At 33.4% G+C, this 22389-nt stretch carries 18 protein-coding genes; 9 read left to right on the top strand and 9 right to left on the bottom strand.

Going from position 1 to position 22389, the window contains the following annotated elements:
• The first annotated feature begins 104 nt into the window (after positions 1 to 104).
• Positions 105 to 3146: an AAA family ATPase gene (locus ACKI42_RS12150; protein WP_407405813.1), complete on the top strand. Its 3042-nt coding sequence runs from the start codon at positions 105 to 107 to the stop codon at positions 3144 to 3146.
• Positions 3147 to 3172: 26 nt separating this feature from the next.
• The gene (locus ACKI42_RS12145; protein WP_407405811.1) at positions 3173 to 3619 is read left to right on the top strand and encodes an STM3941 family protein; all 447 of its coding nucleotides are present in this window, start codon (positions 3173 to 3175) and stop codon (positions 3617 to 3619) included.
• A 47-nt stretch (positions 3620 to 3666) separates the two neighbouring features.
• On the opposite strand, the gene ACKI42_RS12140 is transcribed toward ACKI42_RS12145, so the two are convergent.
• From ACKI42_RS12140 to ACKI42_RS12130, 3 genes are all read right to left on the bottom strand, one after another.
• Positions 3667 to 4686, bottom strand: a complete 1020-nt coding sequence (locus ACKI42_RS12140) for an LLM class flavin-dependent oxidoreductase (RefSeq protein WP_407405809.1) — start codon at positions 4684 to 4686, stop codon at positions 3667 to 3669.
• A 102-nt stretch (positions 4687 to 4788) separates the two neighbouring features.
• Positions 4789 to 5859 (bottom strand): acyltransferase family protein, encoded by a 1071-nt coding sequence (locus tag ACKI42_RS12135; protein ID WP_407405807.1) that lies wholly within the window; start codon positions 5857 to 5859, stop codon positions 4789 to 4791.
• A gap of 13 nt (positions 5860 to 5872) precedes the next feature.
• Positions 5873 to 8014 (bottom strand): DPP IV N-terminal domain-containing protein, encoded by a 2142-nt coding sequence (locus tag ACKI42_RS12130; RefSeq protein ID WP_407405805.1) that lies wholly within the window; start codon positions 8012 to 8014, stop codon positions 5873 to 5875.
• Positions 8015 to 8451: 437 nt separating this feature from the next.
• Here ACKI42_RS12130 and ACKI42_RS12125 point away from each other — a divergent pair, with 437 nt between their 5' ends.
• From ACKI42_RS12125 to ACKI42_RS12115, 3 genes are all read left to right on the top strand, one after another.
• Positions 8452 to 8964, top strand: coding sequence for a YceI family protein (locus ACKI42_RS12125; RefSeq protein WP_407405838.1), 513 nt, complete (start codon positions 8452 to 8454; stop codon positions 8962 to 8964).
• A 152-nt stretch (positions 8965 to 9116) separates the two neighbouring features.
• Entirely contained in the window at positions 9117 to 9944 is an 828-nt protein-coding gene (gene ygiD, locus ACKI42_RS12120; protein WP_407405803.1) for a 4,5-DOPA dioxygenase extradiol, read from the top strand.
• 45 nt (positions 9945 to 9989) lie between these two features.
• Positions 9990 to 11162: a carboxypeptidase-like regulatory domain-containing protein gene (locus ACKI42_RS12115; RefSeq protein ID WP_407405801.1), complete on the top strand. Its 1173-nt coding sequence runs from the start codon at positions 9990 to 9992 to the stop codon at positions 11160 to 11162.
• 35 nt (positions 11163 to 11197) lie between these two features.
• Here ACKI42_RS12115 and ACKI42_RS12110 read toward each other — a convergent pair whose 3' ends face one another.
• The 3 genes from ACKI42_RS12110 to hutH are packed head-to-tail and all read right to left on the bottom strand — an operon-like array spanning position 11198 to position 13653.
• Positions 11198 to 11650, bottom strand: a complete 453-nt coding sequence (locus ACKI42_RS12110; RefSeq protein WP_407405799.1) for a GNAT family N-acetyltransferase — start codon at positions 11648 to 11650, stop codon at positions 11198 to 11200.
• A 41-nt stretch (positions 11651 to 11691) separates the two neighbouring features.
• Positions 11692 to 12156, bottom strand: a complete 465-nt coding sequence (locus ACKI42_RS12105; RefSeq protein WP_407405797.1) for a DUF2059 domain-containing protein — start codon at positions 12154 to 12156, stop codon at positions 11692 to 11694.
• A gap of 6 nt (positions 12157 to 12162) precedes the next feature.
• A complete protein-coding gene (gene hutH / locus ACKI42_RS12100) occupies positions 12163 to 13653 on the bottom strand; it encodes a histidine ammonia-lyase (protein WP_407405795.1) in 1491 nt (496 codons plus the stop codon).
• 242 nt (positions 13654 to 13895) lie between these two features.
• On the opposite strand from hutH, the gene uvrC reads away from it, so the two are divergent.
• Positions 13896 to 15689, top strand: coding sequence for an excinuclease ABC subunit UvrC (gene uvrC, locus ACKI42_RS12095; RefSeq protein ID WP_407405793.1), 1794 nt, complete (start codon positions 13896 to 13898; stop codon positions 15687 to 15689).
• 61 nt (positions 15690 to 15750) lie between these two features.
• Here uvrC and ACKI42_RS12090 read toward each other — a convergent pair whose 3' ends face one another.
• The 3 genes from ACKI42_RS12090 to ACKI42_RS12080 form a co-directional block, all read right to left on the bottom strand.
• Complete coding sequence (locus ACKI42_RS12090) at positions 15751 to 16482, bottom strand: hypothetical protein (protein WP_407405791.1); 732 nt, start codon at positions 16480 to 16482, stop codon at positions 15751 to 15753.
• Between the two features lie 65 nt (positions 16483 to 16547).
• Positions 16548 to 17630 (bottom strand): PorV/PorQ family protein, encoded by a 1083-nt coding sequence (locus tag ACKI42_RS12085; protein ID WP_407405789.1) that lies wholly within the window; start codon positions 17628 to 17630, stop codon positions 16548 to 16550.
• Between the two features lie 12 nt (positions 17631 to 17642).
• Positions 17643 to 18521 carry a DMT family transporter gene (locus ACKI42_RS12080; RefSeq protein ID WP_407405787.1) on the bottom strand — a complete coding sequence of 293 codons (879 nt, stop codon included), beginning with the start codon at positions 18519 to 18521 and terminating at the stop codon, positions 17643 to 17645.
• Between the two features lie 378 nt (positions 18522 to 18899).
• Here ACKI42_RS12080 and ACKI42_RS12075 point away from each other — a divergent pair, with 378 nt between their 5' ends.
• From ACKI42_RS12075 to ACKI42_RS12065, 3 genes are all read left to right on the top strand, one after another.
• Positions 18900 to 20528: an acyl-CoA carboxylase subunit beta gene (locus ACKI42_RS12075; RefSeq protein WP_407405785.1), complete on the top strand. Its 1629-nt coding sequence runs from the start codon at positions 18900 to 18902 to the stop codon at positions 20526 to 20528.
• Between the two features lie 39 nt (positions 20529 to 20567).
• Positions 20568 to 21236, top strand: coding sequence for a hypothetical protein (locus ACKI42_RS12070; protein WP_407405783.1), 669 nt, complete (start codon positions 20568 to 20570; stop codon positions 21234 to 21236).
• Positions 21237 to 21438: 202 nt separating this feature from the next.
• A complete protein-coding gene (locus ACKI42_RS12065) occupies positions 21439 to 21906 on the top strand; it encodes a VanZ family protein (protein ID WP_407405781.1) in 468 nt (155 codons plus the stop codon).
• Positions 21907 to 22389 lie beyond the last annotated feature (483 nt).

Here is a 22389-nt window from a genome sequence, read left to right as displayed (position 1 = left end):
ATGACAAAAAAAATAAAACACGCTGTCATTCCGGCGAAGGAGGAATCTAGAAAGAGATTCTTCGCTGCATTGCATTTCGCACTGAATGACACAAAAATAAAATTATGATACCAATTCAACTTACCATACAAGGATTATATTCTTACCAAGAAAAACAAACTATCGACTTTAAAAACCTTACTGAATCGGGATTATTCGGGATTTTTGGGTCTGTAGGTTCTGGGAAATCATCTATATTAGAAGCTATTTCGTTTGCATTATATGGCGAAACGGAGCGTCTTAATTTGCGTGATAAACGTGCGTATAATATGATGAACCTAAAGTCGAACACTTCATTTATTGAGTTCGATTTCATTAATTATGAAAACAAAACTTATCGAGCAACAAGAGAATTTAAAAGAAATACAAAAAAATTTGATGACGTAAAACCTGTTTCTACTACTTTTTATGAATCAATAAATAACCAATGGATTCCTCTAGATCACACTGATGTAAAAAAAATAAATGGAAATTTGAGCTACGAGAATTTCAAAAGAACAATTATTATTCCGCAAGGTCAGTTTAAAGAGTTTCTAGAATTGGGCGCAAAGGAGCGTACCGATATGATGCAAGAAATTTTCAAACTTCAAAGATTTGATTTGTACAGAAATGCCACATTATTAAACACAAAAAATAGAACTGATCTAGATCAATTGGAAGGTCAGTTGAAAGGTTTTGAAATGATATCTGAAGAAGAAATTTCTACGAAAAAAGAAACTTTAGAAGAAGAAACAAAAAATCATAATGCGCTGATAATTGTTTTTAAACAAATTTCTGAGAAATACCAGCAATTGAAAAATCTAAAAGGCGATTTTGAAATGCTAACGCAGAAAAAAGAGGAATTACTGGTTTTAAAAAATCAAAAAGCAAGCATAGACACTTTAGAAAATAAAACTGAAGTGTATGATAGGATTTTTAGAATTTTTAAACCATTACTGAACGAAAGACAGAAAAACTCTTTAGAATTTTCTAAACAGCAGAATGAGAAAAACATTTTGGTGAAAAAGTTGGAGGAAACTGAAGAAAAATTTAATGTTTTACAGAAGCAAATTCAAGAATTATTACCTAAATATGAAGCGCTGGCACAAACTAAAGTGGAGGAAAATGATTGGAGCTTAATCCTTCAAATAAAAGCTTTATCTGAGGAAATTTTAACCTTAAAAATTCGAACTGAAAAAGGTTCTGAAAAAGTAGAAGAAGTAATTGCGCTCCAAAATAAAAGTAAAGAAGAAACTGCAAAATATTCTAAAGAGCTTGAAGTATTAAAATCTAAAAAACTAGATTCTACATTGCTGACAGAAGTTGGAAATTGGTTTTCGGTTCAGAAAAACCTTGAAGAATCTTCTTTCAATTTAAATAAAAAAATAGCGGAGATAAAAAATGAGATTCTAGAAATAGAAAATGAACTTTTGCCCTATCAAATTGAAGTTAAGACGTTCAGGGAAGAATTTTCAGACAAAATTGAAAATTTAGAGAATAAAAAAGGTGAATTTTCGGTGAAGAAGAACCAATTGGAAGTTCAGAAACAATTATCACATTATGCTGATGCTTTGCACGATGGAGAATCTTGTCCACTATGTGGCGCTCTAGAACACCCGAATATTGTGGAATTCGAAGATGTAAATCTACAATTATCCGAGATTGAAAAGCATTTGAAAACATTTGAAAATGAAAAAAATGTGCTTCAAAAAAATCTATTAGATATTGAAAAAATATTGAGTAGGAAAGAAATTGTTGAAAAGCAACTTCAAAACGAAAATAAAAATAGCAATGAGATTAGCGAACAGCTTTCTCAACATCTGAAATTATTTGTTTGGATAGAATTTAGAGCGAATAATGCTGATGAATTTAATGAAAAAAGAAAACAATCTTTTGCCATTGAAAAAGACATTGAAAAACTTGAAAATACTTTAGTTGAAGAACAAAAAAAGCTAGCTTTAGACCAGGAAAATCTGGATAAATATAAAAGAGCGCTAGAAGAATTTAAACTAAAAGAAAAAGAAGTAGAAACCAAAATTGGAAGTTTACAAGAAAATCTAAAAATCATCAGCTGGGAAAATATCAAAGAAAAATCGGCAGATGAAATAGATGAAACTTACAATTTACTTTGTCAATCTAATGCTGAAATTGAGAAAAATTACCTGCAACTTGTGGATCAAGAGAAAGAAATAATTCCTATTTTAACGGAACAAAAAACGAATCTTGCAAATCGCGAATCTCGATTGAAAGAGCTGGAAAAAGAAATGTTCGCGATAGAAAAAATAATTTCAGAAGCGTTGCTTGAACAAAAATTTTATGATATTGAGGAAGTGAAGGCAATTATAGCTGAACAAATAGATGTCGTTGAATCTAGAAATCGCGTTCAACACTTTAGAATTAATTTTCAAACTTTGGATAATACAATTCAACTTCTTGAAGACAAATTGAAGGATTTTTCTTTTGATGATCGACTTTTTGCAGAGTCTGAAAATGAATTTAAAAATAAAGAAGCTGAAATGAAATCTGCTAATGATACCCTTGTAAAGTTGCAATCTGAAATTGATAGATTGAAAAATGAGTTTGCAAAGAAGGAAAATCTTTTGAAAGAACTTGAAAAATTGAATAAAAGAGCTGCAAATCTTACGCTGATGCTCAATCTCTTCAAAGGTGCAGGTTTTGTACAATACGTTTCTTCTATCTATCTAAGGCAATTGTGCGATCATGCAAATGTGAGGTTTCATAAAATGACAAGAAACCAACTGAGTCTCAAACTGAATGAAAACAACGATTTTGAAATTATAGATTACCTCAACGAAGGCAGAAGCAGAAGTGTAAAAACGCTATCTGGTGGACAAGCTTTTCAGGTTTCTCTAAGTTTGGCTTTGGCACTTGCCGAAAGTGTACAAGCGAATGCAAAGGCAGAGAAAAACTTTTTCTTTATTGATGAAGGATTCGGAACTCAGGATCTGGAGTCGGTAAATGTAGTTTTCGAAACTTTAACGAATCTTCAAAAGGAAAATAGAATTGTAGGAATTATTTCTCACGTTGAAGAATTGAAAGAAAAAATGCCCGTCTCGCTAAATATTAGAAAATGCGAGGAAAGAGGGAGTTTGGTGGAGATTAATTAATTAAATTTGAATCTTAAATTAAATGTATGAAAAAAGAACCTATTCTATTAAAACCTTCAAAATTAAAAAGTATTTTATTATCGATAATAAGTATAACCTTTGTTATTTTAGGTGTTACACTTCTAGAAAAAAATCTTCTTGTTGGGATATTAAATATTGTATTTTTCGGAATTTGCTTTGCTGTATTTATTATTCAAATTCTTCCCAGTTCTTCTTATTTGAAAATTAATGAGCAGGGAATTGAGATGAAAAATCTTTTTAAAACCACTTTTATTCCTTGGGAATCCGTAAGCGATTTTAGAACAAAAAATTTTTTCATCAATAAAATGGTCGTTTTTGATATCGAAAAAAAATTCTTAGAAAACGATAAAATAAAGCCCAAAACAGGAGCTTTTCCTGATACTTACGGAATGTCTGCTCTTCAACTTGCGCAACTTCTAAACGATTATAAAAACGAATATCAACATTTATAAAGCTAAAAAATCCTCCCTTGAAAATTTCAAAGGAGGATTTTATTTTACTATCTCACCAACGGCGCTACTTTCTTCCCGAAAAGCTCAATAGAATTCATCATAACATCGTGAGAGGGATCGCCTACATCCATATGACCAATAAATCTGGTGATGCCGAAAATCTCTTTCATATCTTTTATTTTGTTAGCAACCTCATCTGGAGTGCCAATAAATAAAGCTCCTTCCCTACTTCTTCCTCCATCATATTGCATTTTGGTGTAAGCTGCCCAACCTCTAGATTTGCCAATTCTATCCATCTGAGATTTGTAATCTTCAAAATAGCCTTCTATCACTTCCTTGTTTTCGCTGACAAAAGTGTGAGAGTGTATTGCAATCTGCATGTCTTCTTTTTTATGACCTGCTTTGATGTATTCTTGTTTGTAGAAATCTACCAAATTTTTGAACTGGCTTGGCATTCCACCAATGATGGCAACTACCAAAGGCATACCCAATTGTGCTGCACTAAGAACCGACTGTGGCGTTCCTCCAACTGCTCTCCAAATTGGTAATTTGCCATTGTTTTTTGCTCTTGGATAGACGGTTTGGTTTTTCATGGGAGCGCGCAATTCACCAGACCAAGTCACATTGGTTTCTGAATTTATTTTTAATAATAAATCTAATTTTTCATCAAATAATTGTTCGTAATCATTCAGAGAATAGCCATATAACGGAAAAGACTCTATGAAACTTCCTCTTCCCACCATTATTTCGGCTCTACCATCAGATAGTAAATCTAATGTGGCGTAGTCTTCATACACTTTTACAGGCTCGGAAGAACTTAAAACGGTAACTCCGCTCGCCAATTTTATATTTTTGGTAATGCTGGCTGCGGCAGCCAAGATCATTTCTGGAGAAGATACGGCGTAGTCTTCGCGGTGATGTTCGCCCATTGCAAAAACATCTATCCCAACCTCATCCATCAATTTCACTTGCTCTATGATTTCTCGTAGTTTTGCGCCTGCATCTCTATATTTTCCTGTATTTGGATCAAATGATAAATCGCCAAACATACCTATTCCTAATTCCATTTGTTTTGTTTTTATTTATGAGTACAAATTTATCTTAAATAAACTACCTCATCATTGATGTGTGATAAGAAGGGGCGATGTACAAATGTAAAAAAAGAATGATTAGTACATTTTAAGTTTCAGAAATCTCTTTTCAAATAAATGATAGGAAATATATGAGGAGATTATGGTAAAAAGTAATGAGAGAACAATGATAGTGAACCAATGGAGATTATACATGCTACCCATTTTTAAAAATAAATTGATAAAAATAGTATGAAATAGATACAGACCATAAGTGTACTTACCTAGAAAGGCTAAAATGGTTTTATCTGAGATCTTAAAAACATTTTTATCTCCTAAAGTACATAAAATAAGAAGCGAAAATAAAGTAGCAAAAAGTAAAAAATTGGAAAGATCTGATAATGCAAAATAATTGCTATCAACAATAATTACTATCATTGTAAACAGAGCAAAAATATATTTATAAAGAGCGGGAATTTGAGCAAGCTTTTCGATTATATTTAATTTAAATACAAATAAATAGGCAGGAATTCCTCCGAATGCAAAATATCCAATATTGGTGAGGATGTCTCCTGTAAGAAGATTTAGATTTTGATATACTACTCTTGAAATTATGGTAAACAAAATACTTCCAACTAGAAATTTAGGTATATTTTTCAGAGAAATAATAGAGAAAACAACGCCCCAGATGATATAAAAATGTTCTTCTATACACAAGGACCACATTACCCGCAGTGGAGAAACATTGGGAAAACTATCAGTATACATCATTACATAGTTTTCTAAAAATGTAAGGGTAAAAAACCATTGAGGCTCGTACCCTTCATCAGAAGCAGAAAGATGAAGTAAATTTAAAATGTAAGGCGTACAAAAAGCAAATAAAACCATCGCATAATACAAAGGCCATATTCTAAGAATTCTTCTTATAAAAAATTTGGGAAGTGAAATGGTATCCTTAGAATTTAATTTTTCTAGAATTAAAAGATATGTGATTAGAAATCCGCTGAGTACGAAGAAAAAAGAAACACCAATTCCCCCTGCCTGAGAAATTTTGTGTAAAAAATGAGTCGCAGGGATGGGGGAATGATGTAAAAAAACTAATAAAAAAGATAGAAATCTCAGTGCATCGAAGGTCTGAAAGTGTACTCTATCCGTTTTTATGGAGGTCATTTATTTTTGTTTATTAATTCTTTAAATAAAGATCGAAATAATCTGTTATTTTTTGCATAAGGTGAACTCTATCTTTCCCAATTACATTGTGTGGATGCCCAGGATAAGCAAAATAATCTAATTGTACGCCGTGATCAACAGCAGATTTTACAAACTTCATAGAGTGTTGCCAAACTACCACGTCGTCTTGCGCTCCATGTATCATTAGCAATTTACCTTTTAGGTTTTGTACCTTATCTAAAAGGTTTGAAGCAGCATAGCCTTGAGGGTTTTCTTGTGGTGAATCCATATATCTTTCTCCGTACATGATTTCGTACATACTCCAATCGATTACAGGTCCACCCGCAACTCCTACTTTGAAGACATCGGGCTGACGAAGCATAAAACTAGTCGTCATAAAACCTCCAAAGCTCCAACCATGTATACCTAGTTTATCGGCATTCACATAAGGAAGAGATTTTAGATATTCTACTCCTTTCATTTGATCGTTCATCTCCGTAGTGCCAAGGTTTCTGAACACAGCTTGCTCAAATTTTAGTCCTCTGTTAGAAGAACCTCTACCATCCATTGTGAAAATGATATATCCATTTTGTGCCATATATTCGTACCAAAGATTCCCCGAAGCTGGGAAAGTATCAGTTACCAATTGCAAATGCGGTCCGTTGTACAGATAAACTATAGCAGGATATTTTTTGGTAGGATCAAAATTGGTAGGGAGAATCATTTTTCCGTATAACAATGTTCCGTCATCTGCTTTTAGGTTTACGCTTTTTATCTCTGGACGATCATAGTTTTTCAGAGGGTTTTCTGCCTTTAGGATATTGGTAGATTTCAGCGTAGTTGTATTGATGATGTTTGCGATTCTTGGTGTGGTAGAATTGCTATACACATCATACAAATAAGTTCCATCTTTGCTCAAAACTCCAGAATGCATCCCTTCTGCGTTGTCTAATTTTTGTGTTTTGAAATTGGTCCAATTGATTCTGTACAAATGTCTTTCTAAAGGACTCTTTTGGGTAGAAACATAATATATTTCTTTCTTTTTTTCGTTGAATCCTAAAATATCAGTCACCAACCAATCTCCTTTAGTCATCTGTGCCACCAAACCTTTCTCTAGATTGTAGTGATAAAGGTGATTGTAACCCGATCTCTGAGATTGCCAAATAAAATCTGTATTCGAGTTTAGGAAAAATAACAAAGGATGTTGCGGTTCTACATATTTGTCACTCTTTTCCTCGAAAAGTGTTTTTACAAAATTTCCTGTGGACGCATCATACTGATTCATTTTTAGATGATTCTGTCCTCTATTGAGTACGCCTACGAAGATATATTTGGAGTCTGGACTCCAAGTGATAGCCGTAAGATATTGGTCTTTTTCGCCTTCCACTTTTAAAAAAGTAGTAGACTCGTTTTTGATGTTGTAAACACCCAATGTTACTTGGTGAGATGTTTTCCCAGCCATCGGATACTTAATATTTTCACTTGTAGCAGGCGTAACAGACCAATCTATGATTGGATAATCTGCTACCATCGTCTGATCCATCCTATAGAATGCAACACTTTGTGCATTGGGAGAAGCAAAAATACCTGTGTCTATCCCAAATTCGTTTCTGTGTACAGTAGAAGAACCATTAAGGATATTTGGGTTGGTATCATTGGTGATGGCAATTTCTTTGCCTTTTTTGTTGACGAAAAGATTGTTCTTTTTGGTATAAACTAGAGTTTCGTTATCCGAAAGCGTTTTTACATTGCTAGGATTGTCACCCAAAGCAGTTGTACTCTTTATTTTCCAATCGTTACCCGATTTTTCCATCCAATACATTTGGTTGTTGGCAGAAAAAGTAGCGTTTGTATTATTATTAAATTTGATTGCCGGAAGACCTTTCAGTTTTTTATCTGCAAAACTTTTGTTCAGTTGATACAGAGAAACCAAAGTATCTTGTTTGTTGGTTTTGATATCGGTAAGCAAATAACCGCCTTTCACAGCTTGAATGTAAGATTTGCCATCTTCTGACCAAGAAAACTGAGAAATATTTTTGATTGCTAAATTGCTTCGCAAGCCATTCACAGCTTCTGCCATAGTGAATTTTTGGGTTTGTGCCATTGCAGAACTTCCCAAAACCAAGGCGAATAGAGAAAATTGATATAATTTCATAGGAGATATTATTATTATTTATACAGGTCTAAATTCTTGTTAAATCTTACAAAATAAACGAGAAATAGTCCATTTTTTGAATGCTCCAAAAGTATGAAATAAAACTCAATTGTTAATTATTGTTAAATTAAAAGATTGTTATCCTATATTTCTTCTACCATATGATAAAATGATGTATCTTAATTTTATCATTACGTTCTATAAAAATAGAATATAAAGAGGCACAAAGGTGCTCTACACGCTACGTAATAGCCCCGATAGTAACGGCTACCCCACAGCAAGCGATGGGAAATGCGTTGGCGCGAGGAGTAAAAGTGGATAGCGGGAACTCGCTAAAAAAAATAAAAAAAGTGATTTCTTATCTTACATCAATGGCTAGAGGATATGGGATGATCTACATTTGCAGTATAAATAACAACCAAATAATAATAAATAGTATGGCAACAAAATGGAATTTAGACCCAGCACACAGTGAAATTACTTTTAAAGTAAAACACATGATGATTTCTAATATTAAAGGAAGTTTCAGAACCTTCAATGCGGAAATAGATGCTGATGACGATACCTTCAAAAACGCAAAAACAACGGCTACTATAGATGTAAATTCTATCTGGACTAATAATACAGACAGAGATAATCACTTGAAATCTCCAGAATTCTTCAATGCTGAAGCTAATGGAACGATTACTTTCGAATCTGATGCTTTGAACAATACTGTTACTGGTAACCTTACTTTAAATGGTGTTACAAAACCAATAGAATTGGATGTAGACTTTGGAGGTATCAACGTAGACCCATGGGGAAATACAAAAGCTGGTTTTTCTTTTGAAGGAAAAATAAATAGAAAAGACTTTGGCCTAAATTGGAACGCAGCACTAGAAGCTGGTGGTGTAATGGTAGGTGAAGATGTGAAAATTGCTGGAGAATTGCAGTTTGTAAAACAAGCGTAAGCTGACTATAACAAAAATCTAATCATAATCGGATGTTGACGTAGTTGGCATCCGATTTTTTGTGCGCATAACAAATAAAATAATGACCTATTTTTGGGGCAGAAATAGAAATACACATCAACTAATTATTTAGTTTAATTAAAATAAATATCATGAACCTCAACGATCTACAGAATATCAGCAATCAGTTCGGGAATACACAAAGAATGCCTGTCTTATTTTTGGGACATGGTTCTCCGATGAATGCGATAGAGGAAAATCAGTTTGTACAAGGTTTTAGAGATAAAGCAAAAGAAATCCCGACTCCAAATGCGATACTTTGTGTATCTGCGCATTGGTTTACAGAAGGAACAAGAGTTACTGCGATGGATATGCCACAGACGATACACGATTTTGGAGGTTTCCCAAAAGCATTATTCGATGTAGAGTATCCTGCGCCTGGAAGTCCAACTTTGGCAAAAGAAACGGCAGGTTTGCTTTCGCCAACTTGGGTTGAGGAAGATCATCAATGGGGACTAGATCATGGGGCGTGGTCTGTAATAAAACATATGTACCCAGAAGCCAATATCCCAGTAATACAACTAAGTATTGACTATACTAAACCTCCGCAATACCACTATGATCTTGCCAAAAGACTCAATAAACTTCGTGATAAAGGAATCCTAATCATAGGAAGCGGAAATGTAGTACACAATCTGCGTTTGATAGATTGGCAAAACATCAACATCGTTGGAGCGGGTTGGGATTGGGCAATAGAAGCACGAGAGAAAACCAATAATTGGCTATTGGATGGGAACTTTCAAAATCTGATAGATTATCATAAACAAGGTACTTCTTTGCAGTATGCAGTGCCAAGTCCGGATCATTATTTGCCTCTAATCTACAGTTTGGGATTGAAGGATAAATCTGATCAATTATCACTCTTTAATGATGAATTGATAGGTGGAAGCTTGAGCATGACCAGTGTGAGGATTGGGTAAGTTTTAATATCTTTTTTAAATATAAAAATTTGAGTAATATTGTTGATGATGAAAAAAACGATATTACTCTTTTTATTTGCCCTTCCCTTCTATATTTCTTTTGCTCAGATGGTGAAAGGCAAAGTAGTAAATGATCTAGAGCAACCTATAAGTAATGTAAATATCTACCTAGATGGTACAAAAACAGGAACAATCTCTGCAGATGATGGAAGTTTTAGCCTAGATATTACGTCTAAGAATGAAAGTATACTAGTTTTCAAAAAAGATGATTATTCTACATTCACTACTAATGCTGCTGAGGTTGTAGATAAAACATTGAAAGTAGTTTTATTAAAATCTAAGGAGATTGAAGAAGTAAAGATTGTCCCTTACACAGAGGAAGCTTATAAAAATTATATCTATTTCTTTTTGGATTCTTTTTTGGGAAATGATAGAGAAAATGTAAAAATAAAAAATCAACGTTCTTTGAAGTTTTCCTATGACAAAAGCAGCAAGACTTTGAGGGTAAAAGCTCCGCAAACTTTAATTATAGAAAACAAGAACCTCGGGTACACGATAGAATATAATTTGGAAGATTTTGCAGCCTACTTCAATGAAAATACCACCCGATTTATCGGTACAAGTTTTTTTAAAGAAACTAAAAGTAATGATAAAGTAAAATTGAATAGAATGAACGCTTTTGAGGGAAGTCAGGTTGATTTCTTCAGAAGTATATTTAATAAAAAAGTTTCGGATGAAGGATATATCGTCAATCAAATTACCAAGTTTCCGAATCCTAAATATCCTACAGAACAAGAACTGCAAAAGCTAAAGGATTTTTCTGATTTTGTAAAACAAAATAGGACGGCTACTATACCTAATGACATTTCGGATATCAGTTCTAGAAAAGCCATAGAACCCAAATACAATATTGGAATAACCAAGTTACAATTATCGGAATCTGAGTACACAAAAAAAATTGGCGAACAATTATTTTTGACCTATGATCATATGATTCAAATTAATTATAAAAAATATTATTATGAATTTGAAAAAGGTAAAATTGTAAAAGCTACTCTACCCATTGTTCAAACTTCTTATCTTCATCTAGAAGGCGAAATGTATGAAATCTACAGAGATGGCAATACTTCAAATCCGGATTTGCTTACCAATCAGGGTGCATTTTCTACTGATAAAATAGAAAAACTATTACCGTTAGATTATCAATTGGGAGATTAATCTATTTTAGGTTACAAACTTTTATTATAAAAAAATTACAATTTTTTCTCGAAGCAAATGCTGGTTTCTACTTCTTTGTATTGATCGTAATTAGGGATTTTTTGGTATCCAATTTTATGGTATAATTTTATGGCTTCAGGTTGATTGATGCCCGTTCCCAAAATGCATTTTTGGTAGCCCAATTCTTTTGCCCAAAGTTCTAATTCTTGCAAAATTGTTGATGCAAAACCATTTCCTCTGCTAGATTCTGCCGTGTATATTCTTTTTATTTCAACTATTTTGTCCGAATAAATTTTGAACGCGCCACAAGCCAAAGGAATATCCTCTTGATATAGTACCACACAATGTTTCAACTGAGTAATGGTATTGAATTGATGGTAAAAAGCATGATCCTCGCCATCTCTTACCGCTAAATCTGCATCCAATAATTTCACCAACTCTTGGAAATCAGGAAAATTGGAGTCTACCTTTTTTATAATTTTCATCATACCTAAAAATACAAAAAAGCTCCCATCTGGAAGCTTTTAATTTACCTTGATTTTGAACGCATTGGCGGCGGCGGACTTTTATATCCTTTTTCCTCTTCCAGTTTTTTAATGACTTTCTGAGCAAGACCTTCGCCCCAAACTCTACCAATATCCATACTCTCTTTCATCACTTTTGGCGATTTTGCAACCATTTTTTTACCGATATCGCTTTTATAAAATTTTAGTAATGCATCTATATCTTCTTCCGTATAATACTTGTCGTACACAGGAGAATACATCTTGGCAAAATCTGTATTCATGGCTTCTTTGGTATACTCGTCCCAAAATGAATTTGGAATTTCTTTATAGTTTTGTTTATACACCTCTATAAATTGTTTTATACCATCGGTAGCAACTTTGGTAGTGCCTGTTATCTGTATCAACTCATTTATTTTTGTAGCTTTAGAGCTTTGTGCAAAAAAAGAAAGGTTAGATAATAGGCAAAATCCTACAATATATTTTTTCATTTTTAATTAAATTGTAACTATTAATCTTCTTTCATTAATCAGCTGTGCAATTGCTAAAATATCCTTCCCAATAAGGCGATCTTCTTCTAGTTTTTTTACTTTCGTACGGATAATTGTGTAGTTATCTTCTACCACTTTAGAACATTGTGCAGGTCTTCTGAATTCTAAACCTTGCGCCGCAAACATGAGTTCTACCGCCAAAATATTCACTAAATTTCCTAAAACCTGATTGAATTTTCTCCCCGAAATACTTCCCATAGAAACATGATCTTCTTGCCCCAAACTGGTTGGTATAGAGTCTGCCGATGCTGGGAAACAAAGCGTTTTGTTCTCTGTAACCAGTGCTGCTGTGGTATATTGAGGAATCATAAATCCAGAATTTAACCCTGAACTTTCTGTAAGTAATCTTGGCAAACCATATTTTCCTTCCAACAAAAGATAACTTCTTCTATCCGAAATATTACCCAATTCTGCAGCAGCCAAAGTAGCATAATCTAAAGGCATTGCCATCAACTGGCCGTGGAAATTACCACCAGAAATAGATTCTTCAGCGCTTAATACAATTGGATTATCAGTTACAGAATTTAGTTCTGTATTTGCCATTTGTTTTAGATGTTCGAAGGCGTTTCTACTTGCACCATGTACTTGTGGTACACATCTCATAGAGTATGGATCTTGTACCCTTTCGCATTCTTCATGTGCTTTTAGGTTTTCAGAATTTTTCAGAAATTTCAACATTCTCGCAGCAACCAATTTGCTTCCTTCGAATGGTCTTATATCATGAAGTTCTTTTTTGAATGGACTTGCAGAGCCTCTGTATGCCTCGATACTCATTGCTGCCGCAAGATCTGCAAGGTCTAATAAGTACTCGAATTTTTCTAATCCTTTAATGGCATGAGCCAAAATAAATTGAGTTCCATTGATCAATCCTAAACCTTCTTTTGGGCCTAATGTCAAAACTTCAAGGTTATATCGATCTAAAATTTCGGCACTATCAAAAATTTCATTACCTATCCACACTTGCCCTAATCCTAAAAGAGGTAAAACCAAGTGAGACAAAGGAGCCAAATCTCCAGATGCACCTACAGAACCTTGTTCTGGCACTACAGGAATAATGTCCATCTCCAACATAATGATCAGTCGCTCTATTACTTCAAGAGAAACTCCCGAAAACCCTTTAGACAAAGCATGAATCTTTGCAATCATCATTATTTTTGATAATTCTTTGTCAATAGGTTTTCCCACCCCTACAGCATGAGAGATAATGAGATTATATTGAAGTTGCGCCGTTTCGTCAGCAGAAATTTTCACATCACATAAAGGTCCAAATCCTGTATTAATACCATAAACACAACGATCTGAAGCCACTATCTGTTTCACATTATCCTGAGACCTGAGGATTTGCTGGATAGCAACATCGTTCAAAAATGCTTTATTAGGGTCTTTACAAATCTCCAAAACATCTTGGAAAGTAAAAATATCTACTCCGTATATCATTTCTAAAAAGTTTTCACTAAAAATACACTTTTTAAACAAATCCTTTTGTGGATTATTTTACATTTTAAAATAAACCGCAACCAATTTGGTTTTTTGTTTAGTTTCAACTAATAATTATTAACTAAAATTTAAGATTTTATACAAAACTTTTCTTTACCAATAACCCATTCATTCGCCAATTAAAAATTAAATATTCCAAATAAATAAAAATAAAATACCTTAATATTCCGTAGTTTTGTTATATGAATCCGTCTTTAGAACTACAACTCAAAACTTTACCATCAGATCCTGGTGTTTATCGATATTACGATAAAAACGAGAAACTCTTGTATGTAGGAAAAGCCAAAAATCTAAAAAAAAGGGTTCTCTCCTACTTCAACAAAAATCTTCCTGGCTACCGTATTAAAGTAATGGTAGGCAAGATAAATCGACTAGAAACAACTATTGTAAATAGCGAATACGACGCACTTTTGTTGGAGAATAATCTAATAAAAGAACATCAGCCACTCTATAACGTGATGCTGAAGGATGATAAAACGTATCCTTGGATTTGCATTAAAAATGAAGCTTTCCCTAGAATTTTCATGACCAGAACCATGATTAAAGATGGCTCGGAATATTATGGTCCCTATGCAAAAGTAAGACCAGCCAAAATATTATTAGACACCATAAAACATATCTACAAACTAAGATCTTGTAACCTCAATCTTACACCCAACAAAATAGAAGAGGGAAAATATAAAGTGTGCCTAGAATATCATATTAAAAATTGTGAAGGCCCTTGTGAAGGACTAGAAAGTAAGGAAGATTACGACGAAAAAATAGATTCTATTCGCGGTATTATAAAGGGAGATTTCAAAAAAGCCAAAGAATATCTGAATAGTCAGATGATGAAATATGCGAGTATCTTACAGTTCGAGAATGCACAGATTGTTAAAGAAAGATTAGATATTTTAGAAAACTATCAGGTAAAAAATACCATTATACACCCTAATATAGATGATGTAGATGTATTTGGGATGACGAGTGACGAGACGGCGGCATATGTGAATTATTTTAAAATAAGAAACGGAAACATTATCCAAAGTTTTACCACAGAGATTAAAAAGATTTTGGAGGAAAGCGATGAGGATATTTTGGAAGAAGCGATGATAGAAATTCGTCAGAAATTTAATTCAGATTCTAGCGAAATTCTTATTCCTTTTCATTTAAGTTTAGAAATTCCGAACGTCAAATTAATCGTTCCCAAGGTTGGCGACAAAAAACGAATCGTAGAATTATCAGAGAAAAATGCCAAAGAATACAGAATTGAAAAACTAAAACAAGTACAAATTGTAGATCCGGAAAGACATTCTAATAGAATAATGGCAGAGATGCAAAAACTGCTGAGAATGCCTGTGGAACCAAGACATATAGAAGGTTTTGATAACTCCAACATTCAAGGAACCAATCCTGTTTCAGCGTGTGTAGTTTTCAAAGACGGAAAACCTAGTAAAGCAGATTATAGAATTTTTCATCCCAAAACAGTGGTAGGTCCAGATGATTATGCCACAATGGAAGAAGTGATCTTTAGGCGCTACAAAAGGTTATTGGACGAAGGCGATAGCTTACCTCAATTGATTTTAATTGATGGTGGAAAGGGACAATTATCATCTGCTGTAAAGAGTTTAAAATTATTAGGGCTATACGGAAAAATCACCATTATAGGCATTGCAAAACGGTTGGAGGAAATCTACTTTCCTGAAGATTCGATCCCTTTGTATCTCGATAAAAAATCTGAAACCTTAAAAGTTCTGCAGCGAGTTCGAGATGAATCACACCGTTTTGGGGTTAAGCATCACCGTGCACGACGTACCAATTCTACCATAAAATCTGAGTTGGAAGAAATACCAGGCATCGGAGATAAAACAATAGAACTACTTTTGTCTAAACTAAAGTCTGTTAAAAGAGTAAAAGAAGCCAACTTAGAAACTTTAGAAGAAATTTTAGGAAAAAGTAAAGCGCTCATTGTATACAGTTTTTTTCATACAGTGTAAAATAAAAAAACTTTTTCAAATAATTTGAAAAAGCTTTTTTGTGTAATTAAATCTCGTTAAATTATTGAGCAGAGAAAACTTCATTTACATATTCTCCATTGCTTTGTGGGATTTCTATCGTAATGTCACCTTTATCAAAATATCCAAAAGTAGCTTGTCCATTAGCTAATTTCACCCGGAAGACATCTTTTTTATTGGTATTTTTAAATGTTGCATAAGGAACAGAACTATTGTTATCCACCAAAATAAATTGTTCGTCGTCTATCTGAATTTTTTGTAAGGTTACTTTACCATTATTATATTTTACAGATTTTTTCTCAATACTATTTTCTGCAGTTGCACTTGAAGTTTTAGTTGGTGGCACTTGATGATTTTGTACATCAGTAGATAATTGATTTGTAGGGCTAGAGATAGGCACAGCGATCAACGTACGTTGTAAAGCATCTTGATACCCTTCTCTAAAGTCTTTAATAGAAGATGATCCCTTTTGTGTAAGTACTACATTATTTTTGCAATCTGTAAACTTTAAGATAATTTTGTTCTTTAGAAAACTACTGTCATCCAAAATATCAGCGTGTAAAACCTGACAAGAATTGTCATTATCATTAGAACCTGATACAACGATATATTTTTTTGCCTTTAATGCTTTTGTTAAAGCTCCTATTGTACCGAAGTCATCATTTTTGAATGTAGTTAATTTTTCGGGAACAGATATGTATTTGTAATCTGAAACTTTTTGCGCAAAGGCAAAACTCGCACAAACTGTTGCTAGCATTATAGAAAATTTCTTCATTGGTTTCATTGTATTTTGTTATAAAAAAATAGATCAATTTCTATTTTGTACTTTTATTGTTAAATTTAATCATTTCTAAATTCTCCCATATCTAGTTTTAAGGAGAAGAAATTAGAATAAAAATTAGATCCACCAATTCCAGAATTGCTGATGGCATAGTCTAAAGTAAGTCCTCTGTATCGTATTCCTAAACCGGCGCTCGGCTGAAAAGACACTTTTCTTTGCAAATCTTCTATATCCGTGATGGATTGAAATCTATTGACACCTAGTCTTACAAATATCATCTTTTGATATCCCAATTCTGCTCCTGCGTAAGGGGTAATACTTGCAAAATCTGTGGATAATAAAGCTGCAGTCTTGGCAAAATCTACGTTAATACCTGCTTCTGGAAGAACGTATAAACTATTATTTATTTCAAACATTTTACTTGCTCCCACATTGAGCTTCGGCATCGTAAGTTCCATTTTATCTGCTGGCGCTGGGTTGAATTCTTCCCCATTTACTACTGTTGACAATTCTTTTTGGTTAATCGTCCAAAAGTTAACGGTTGTAGTAGCATCTCTAAGCATCCCTCCATATCTCCAGCCATTATCCGCTTTATAAATTGCCCCAACATCAAAACCAAAACCATAACCACTAGCAAATTTCCCTACATTTCTATAGACAATCTTGGCATTCACCCCAACATCTAATTTCTGATTTCCTCCAGGTTTAAAGGCATAGGATATAATAGCCGCATAATCTGATTGAGAAAATTTGGTAATTTTATCATAATCAATATTTCCTGTAGGATCAATCATCTGCGTGGTATTGAGAATATTGTCTACCCCAAGACGTACAATAGAAACTCCAAAAACACCTTCTTCTAGCACTTTTGCGTAAGCCAAATAATCGTATTTTGCTATAGATTCGAAATATTCTGCATGCATTGCTGCTCCTTGCCAATCTCTTTTCACACCCATCAATCCTGCAGGATTCCACATTGGAGAATACACATCATCTTGATTAGAAATTACGGCACCACCCATTCCTAATCCTCTTGCGCCTGCTCCAATATTCAGAAATTCGTTGGAATATTTTCTGATAATCTGAGCTTTGGTTGTCCCCAAGATTAATGGAAATAATAATAAAAAATATTTTTTCATCATATAAATTGATGCTTAATTGTTTTGTTTTTGTTTCTTAGTTTTTATAATTGCATTCGCAACAATAGCCAATATCATTACTAATGAGGCTATATAAAATATGGGGCTCATATGTTCCGATTCTCCAAAGATAAAAAAAGCTAGTATAATACCGTAGACGGGTTCCAAATTTACAGTTAAAATTAATGTAAAGGGCGAAATATACTTCATTAACTTCACAGATTCTAACATGGGATATGCGGTAAATAGACTTGCTAACACTCCTATTAACGCAATATCTCGGTAACTTATTTCATGCATCTGAAATATTTGTCCAGTGAAAACATAAAACATAGATAATATAGCCCATCCGCTGAAAATTTCATAAAAAATAATATTTCCAGAGCTTGTTTTACCAAACATTTTCCCATTAAATACAGAAAATATAGTCCCGAATATAGCACAGAGAGCGCCATACATAATCCCTATTTTATATTGAAATTCCGTTTTGAAAATAAGTAAAATACACGCTACAATTACAACACCCATGATGACTTCTGAAGTATCAATCTTTCGCTTAAAGACTAAAGGCTCTAGAATGGATGCAAATAATGTGGATAATGATAAACAACTTAATGCAATGGATACATTAGATTCTTTAATAGAATAAAAGAAGCATAGCCAATGAAGCCCCATAAATAGACCAATTGTTGCCAATTGGAAAAATATTTTCCTACTGACCTTTATACTTTCTTTTTTAAAAATTTTTAGATAAATAAATAAAAATCCTGCTGCAAATAACATTCTATAAAAAACCAAAATAGGGGCTTCAGTGTGGATCAGCTTCCCTAGTATGGCTGTAAAACCCCACAGAAAAACAATAAGGTGGAGTCTAAAAAGTGCTAATTTTTGCATAAAAATAGATGGGTTATCGGAAAAAGCAAATTTACACAATTGATGGCTTTAAAAGTAGAATTTATTCTTTCCTATTTTGATATCTAATAACAATCCGTCCCCTAGCAAATTCATCAAGAAAAAACCCTGAAAGTTTATGCAACGTTCAGGGCCTTCAAATAATAAACTATTAAAAAATAAACTAAGAATAAAAGGAAATTATGGAGTAATCAGTTCCTATCCTTTGATGTAAATTTAATAATAATTTAAAATAGAAAAAATTATATCATGTTAAATATTTCATAAAATACTGAGGTTCATAATTTTAACACTTACCGCACTTCTTTTTTTCAGTTTTTATAAAAATAGTATCTTTAGCCATATTAAAAATGAAACTTCATGGATATCGAATTCAACAAAAGAGAAGATCAAAATAAACTAAAATTATCCGAAATCAACCGCTTACTTTCTGAAATAAAGAAAGGTGGCGGCGAAAAAAGATTGCAAAAACTTCGCGATGAAGGTAAAATGACAGCAAGAGAGAGAATAGAATTTTTACTAGATAAAGATTCAGATTCTATAGAAATTGGTGCTTTTGCAGGATACGAAATGTACGAGGAACATGGCGGATGCCCCGCTGGTGGAGTTGTTGTAGTTATGGGATATGTTTCTGGTAAACAATGTTTAGTAGTCGCTAATGATGCTTCTGTAAAAGCAGGCGCTTGGTTTCCTATTACAGGTAAAAAAAATCTAAGAGCGCAAGAAATTGCAATGGAAAACAAACTTCCTATTATCTATTTGGTAGATTCTGCAGGAGTATATCTTCCAATGCAAGACGAAATTTTCCCTGATAAAGAACACTTTGGTAGAATTTTTAGAAACAACGCCAAGATGAGTTCTATGGGTATTATCCAGATTTCTGCAGTAATGGGAAGTTGTGTTGCGGGTGGCGCTTATCTTCCAATTATGAGCGACGAGGCTATGATTGTAGACAAAACGGGTTCTATATTTCTTGCTGGAAGCTATCTTGTAAAAGCTGCGATTGGTGAAACCATTGATAACGAAACTTTGGGTGGTGCAACTACTCATTGCTCCATCTCTGGAGTTACAGATTACAAAGCCAAGGATGACAAGGATGCTTTGATGAGAATCAAAAATATTATGAAATCTATTGGAAGCTACGAAAAAGCTGGTTTTGATAGAATTGAAAGCTTTCCTCCAAAACAAAACATAGACGATATCTTTGGTATTATGCCAGTATCTCGTGCAGACCAATACGACACTTTAGATATCATAAAATGTATTGTAGACAATTCTGAATTCGAAGAATACAAACCAGATTACGGAAAAACTATTATCTGTGCTACTGCAAGAGTAGACGGTTGGTCTGTAGGTATTGTTGCAAACCAAAGAAAATTGGTAAAAAGTGGTAAAGGTGAAATGCAATTTGGTGGCGTAATCTACTCCGATTCAGCTGATAAAGCGACAAGATTTATTGCAAATTGTAACCAAAGAAAAATCCCTTTAATTTTCTTACAAGATGTTACCGGATTTATGGTTGGTTCCAAGTCTGAGCAAGGAGGAATCATCAAAGATGGTGCAAAAATGGTGAATGCAGTATCCAATTCTGTAGTGCCAAAATTTACTATAATCACTGGTAATTCTTACGGTGCAGGTAATTATGCAATGTGTGGTAAGGCTTATGATCCTCGTCTTATTGTGGCTTGGCCTTGGGCAGATCTTGCAGTAATGGGTGGAACGCAAGCAGCTAAAGTTTTAGCTCAGATCCAAGAATCTACTCTTAAAAAACAAGGAAAAGAGATTACAGAAGAAGTAAGAAAAGAAATCTTAGATTCTATCGCCAAAAAGTACCAAACTCAAACTCAAGCTACTTATGCTGCTTCAAGATTGTGGACGGATGCAATCATCAATCCTATTGATACTAGAAAATGGATTTCTATGGGTATAGAAGCTGCGGATCACGCGCCTATCACAGAGAAATTCAACTTAGGAGTTATTCAAGTTTAAAATTTAAAAAAAACACACACAAATCACAAATCCTGTTTAATGAAAAAAATTATTTTTATTGCTGCTCATTTAGCAATAAGTCAGGCGTATGCACAGTGCACCATCACAAGCAATAGTGCTATGACGAGTAGCCAACCCATTAGTTTTACTGTAGATACAAAAGCACAATGCGATGACTGCTATCAGTGGTCTTCACCTACACTAAAAATATTGGGGAACAACAAGCAAAACCAAGTATCTGTACAAGCTACCAATGCAGAAAACTCAGAAATTTCTGTATTGGTTCTTACTAATAACGGTATGCAAGAGTGTACAAAAAAGATAGAAGCTGTTGCAGTAGATGAATTAGAAAATACCAAATCCAAATGTGGAATCTTGGTGAATGATTTTAAAGAAGTAAAGGTAGATGACACTACCGTTTCATTTTTTCCCAATGCCAATCATCCAGAGTATCTCTACACGTGGACGGCAACGTATAGTAATGGAGATAAAGTAGAGTCAGCAGAGAAGATTCCTATTTTCAAAATTGGCGAACATCGTACCATTACAACTATTGCAGTTCAGATTATATCCAAGTCTCCAATATGTTCTACATTTGTCACCAAAGATTATCAAAATACTTTTTGGAAGGCACCAAAGGAAAACAAATTTCCTCAGAGAGAATATATTCAGAGCAAATATATGGATCATCTTAAGGTTTCTTACTAACGTATCATTCTATTAATTTTCATAGAAATACAACTTAGCAGGTTCCCTTTCGCAAGATTTGGGACCTTTTTTATGTTAAATACTTATAAAGAGTAATAAAGTATCAAAAAGAAAGTGGTAAAGGTCAGATAATTGATGCTATCTATTCAAAACTAGTAAGCACTTTAATCTCTTTTAGTACTAATCCTCAAAAAGGAAACCTATGAAAAGATACTTTGCCGTATTTATTGCCTTATACACTATTGTTTTATTGTACATGATGTTCTATGCATCTGGCCGAGAACCCTCAGGGATTTCTTACATTCAACTTCAACCATTCATTACCATCGATCATTTTTTTAATGATGATGTAGAAGAAAATGCATTTGCAGTCAATATAATCGGTAATATTTTTTTGTTTTCCCCCTTTGGTTGGTTAGGATTATGTATTAATAAATTCAATAGATTTTTCCCAATTACTTTATTCTTTATTGTTGCAATAAGTATTGTAGAATCTTCACAATATATGACGGGACGAGGTGTCGCAGATATTGATGATATTGTTCTTAATACCTTCGGAATGATGATCGGTTTCGTGATGTACAAATACGTAACTTTTAAGAATTTTGCAAATATCAGTGATCACTTTGATATCGAAAAAAAAAGTAATTTATTCCCTACTCGTTCGTAAATAGAAGATAATGGAATAAATATTTTTCTCACTTTCATATGGTAGCTATTTCGGGCATTCACTATTCGCTTTTTTGCGCCAACCCATAATTATTATTGCCTTCAGCTAGCAAAAAGAGCTCAAAACTAACGAAGTGATTCGAGCAAGTTAAACATGCCTTTCAATCACGGCTATTTAAGTTATAGTTATCAGTTATCAGTTATCAGTTATCAGTTATCGGAAGTTGCGATTTTAAATTTCTAAGCATTAACATCTTTGCATGAAATTGATCAAGAATACAAAATTGTTAGTAATTAGTAATTAGTAATAACAAAATGTAATTTTGTGAGTGACTTAAAAAGATAATTGGAAAAGTTATTGAACTTTTGATCGATTGATATTGGTTTTTTATGGTGTATACTATCTAAAAAGCCTAGCTATAACCATCAAAAACTAGTAACCAAACTATCACCAAACAACCAACTTTAAGTTTGTAGCAAAAAA

The sequence above is a fragment of the Chryseobacterium sp. genome, from assembly GCF_045629545.1.
Taxonomy (GTDB): domain Bacteria; phylum Bacteroidota; class Bacteroidia; order Flavobacteriales; family Weeksellaceae; genus Chryseobacterium.
This window is presented reverse-complemented; position numbering and strand designations above follow the sequence as displayed.